The 2575-nt window shown below is 67.5% G+C and carries 3 protein-coding genes and 1 pseudogene; 2 read left to right on the top strand and 2 right to left on the bottom strand.

Features of this window, described 5'->3' with window-relative positions; all coding sequences use genetic code 11:
- A pseudogene (locus VF697_RS27740) lies at positions 1-379 on the top strand (hypothetical protein); the annotation flags it as partial.
- A 7-nt stretch (positions 380-386) separates the two neighbouring features.
- On the top strand, positions 387-1001 hold the full coding sequence (locus VF697_RS27735; RefSeq protein WP_331099743.1) for a hypothetical protein: 615 nt from the start codon (positions 387-389) through the stop codon (positions 999-1001).
- Positions 1002-1014: 13 nt separating this feature from the next.
- Here the strand turns inward: VF697_RS27735 and VF697_RS27730 are convergent, their stop codons facing one another.
- On the bottom strand, positions 1015-1995 hold the full coding sequence (locus VF697_RS27730; RefSeq protein WP_331099742.1) for a TerC family protein: 981 nt from the start codon (positions 1993-1995) through the stop codon (positions 1015-1017).
- A gap of 199 nt (positions 1996-2194) precedes the next feature.
- A partial coding sequence (locus VF697_RS27725; RefSeq protein ID WP_331099741.1) for an alpha/beta hydrolase family protein occupies positions 2195-2575 on the bottom strand: 381 nt, incomplete at its 5' end.

The following is a 2575-nucleotide window of genomic DNA, read 5'->3' as shown; positions in this document are numbered from 1 at the left end:
CCTCCCACGGGGCAGGAGCTACAAGGACATACCGACGGAGGACAGGCTGGGCGACGAGCTGCAGGCGGCCGTGAAGGAGGAGGCAGCGAAGTGGTCCCGGGCCGAGCTGTCGGAGGCGGAGCGCGACGCCATCCGCGAGCTGCGGAAGAGGGGAAAAGAGCACTGGGCGAATCTGCAGGAGCGGCAGGCGCGTGGGCGGTGGGTCGAGAGACAGGTGGCTGACCGCTTCCCGCATCTATCCTGGAACGAGCGAGGCGTGGACGTCACGGGCCCGGCAGGCCAGAGCTACCACTACGAGATCCTGTCTGGTACGGAGTCCAACTTCGCGCTGCACGGGCGCCGGATGGCGAGCACCTTCTTCCGCATGATCTTCTTCTGAGGGGCGCGTGACTCCCAACATCCACTACGAGAACCGAGAGCTTGAAGGCGAGCGGTTGGAGTTTCCCAAGCACGCCATCTACTGGCTCGGCCCAAACGTCACGCTTCGCCACTGCACCCTTGTCATCAGCGTCGCCACGCGGTGGCTGCACCTGTTGTCGGGGCAGCTGGTCGACTGCACCATCCAGGCGAAGAGCGAGTTGAAGAACCTGCGCTGGGCGAGGATGGGGTTGATGGGGTGCCGGTTCAAGGGCCGGTTTACCGGCAACGACTTCGGCTTCCGCGAGGACTCCATCGACAAGTGGCGGCTCGGCGGAGTGACGGACTGCGACTTCTCCGAGGCCCGGCTCGACGCCTGCCGGTTCTACAACTGCGACATGAAGACGATTCAACTGCCACGCTGGCCGTGCTTCACCATACTGGACCCAGTCAGGCGCGCGGCGGAACTGGCCCGCTTGGAGTGGCCCGGTCTGTTCGGTCCGGTGGTCATCGAGGGCCTCGCGGAACAAGAGGCAAGCGTGGTGGCGCTGACGTACCACGCGCCCACGGTGGCGGAGCGGCTCGACACGACGGCCGAGGAACTCCGTACGGTGCTGGAGAGGATTTCGGGCGTCGTCATGTAGAGCGCCTCACGGCTCACGCGTGGAGCTCTTCGTGCCTCCCGCCGCGGGGCTGCTCGTCCCGCGGCGCCTGCATCCTCCGCTGCTGCTTCTTGCGCGCGTGCAGGCTCAGCCACACCGAGGCGCCGATGCACACCACGATGATCGCCACCGAGAGCAGCGGCGGCACGTGAATCCAGTCCGAGACGATCATCTTCAACCCGGCGAACCCGAGCACCGCGGCCAGCCCCCAGTGCAGGTAGCGCAGCTCGTGCACCGTCTTGGCCAGCGCGATGTAGAGCGCGCGCAGCCCGAGGATGGCGAAGACGTTGGACGTGTAGACGACGAAGAGGTTGTGGCTCACCGACAGCGCCGCCGGCACCGAGTCGATGGCGAAGGCCACGTCCGTCAGCTCGATGGACAGCAGCGCGATGAGCAGCGGCGTCCCCATCCGCCTGCCATTCACCTTCGTGAAGAACTTCTCACCCTCGAACTCCTTCGTCACCGGCAGGCGCTTGCTCAGCCAGTCCACCGCCTTGTTGTCGGACTCCTCCGAGGGGTGGCGGTGCGCCACGCGGAAGGCCGCGACGAGCAGGATGGCGCCGAAGATGTAGACGACCCAGTGCCAGCGCTCCAGCGCCTCCAACCCCAGGGCGATGAAGATGGCCCGGAAGATGAGTGCCCCGAAGATGCCCCAGAAGAGCACGCCGCGTTGCTTGTCCTCGGGCACGTTCAGGCTGGAGAAGATGACGAGGAAGACGAAGAGGTTGTCCAGGCTGAGGCTCTTCTCGATGAGGTAGGCCCCCAGGTACTCCTGCGCGATGGTGCCCCCGTGCCTCGCCCAGACGAACCCCCCGAAGGCCAGGCCCACGAGGATCCACGCGACGCTCCAGACGTACGCCGCCTTCTTCGACTCTCCGTGCTTGTGGTGGTGGGCGAGCAGGTCGACGACGATCATCACCAGCACGATGACCCCGAAGAGCCCCCACTCCCACGGCGATACCTGGCTTGGATTCATCCGCGCTCCCGGTGCGAGCCTCCCGGCCGCGTCCACGGCGACCGTGTAGGGAAGCTGACAATCCCGGGCTCCTGCTTCAACCGGGGCTCGCTGGCTCGTTCCCCGGGAACAGGGGAGCGCTCACGGCGCTCGCCCGCTCGTCCCCTTCATGCGGCCCGACAGCCTGGGAGCAGGCCATCGGGCGCGACCCTCCCGGTGCTCAGCGGCGCGAGGGCTCGGCCAGGGCCGGCTCGAGGGCCACCGGCTCCAGCGGCTCGGCGAGCGGGAAGCCCATCACCCGCGAGTAGAAGGACAGCTCGGCCTCCAGCATCCGCTTGAGCTCCCAGGCGCCTCGCGGGGCGCGCGGCTCGCCCTCCACCTGCAGCACCGCCGTGGGCACGCCGTTGGCGCGCAGCGTGCGCACCATCTCCTCCGTCTCCCGGACGGGCACCCAGGCGTCGTGCCGGGGCTGGATGAAGAGGATGGGGCTGCGCCGGTTGTGGTCGATGTGCAGGCAGGGCGAGCGGTCCTGCAACAGCTGCTTGCACTCGGGCAGGGGGCCGAGCACCTGGTCCATATAGTGGGCCTCGAACTTCTCCGA

The organism is Archangium sp. (assembly GCF_036388035.1).
Taxonomy (GTDB): Bacteria; Myxococcota; Myxococcia; order Myxococcales; family Myxococcaceae; genus Archangium.
This window is presented reverse-complemented; position numbering and strand designations above follow the sequence as displayed.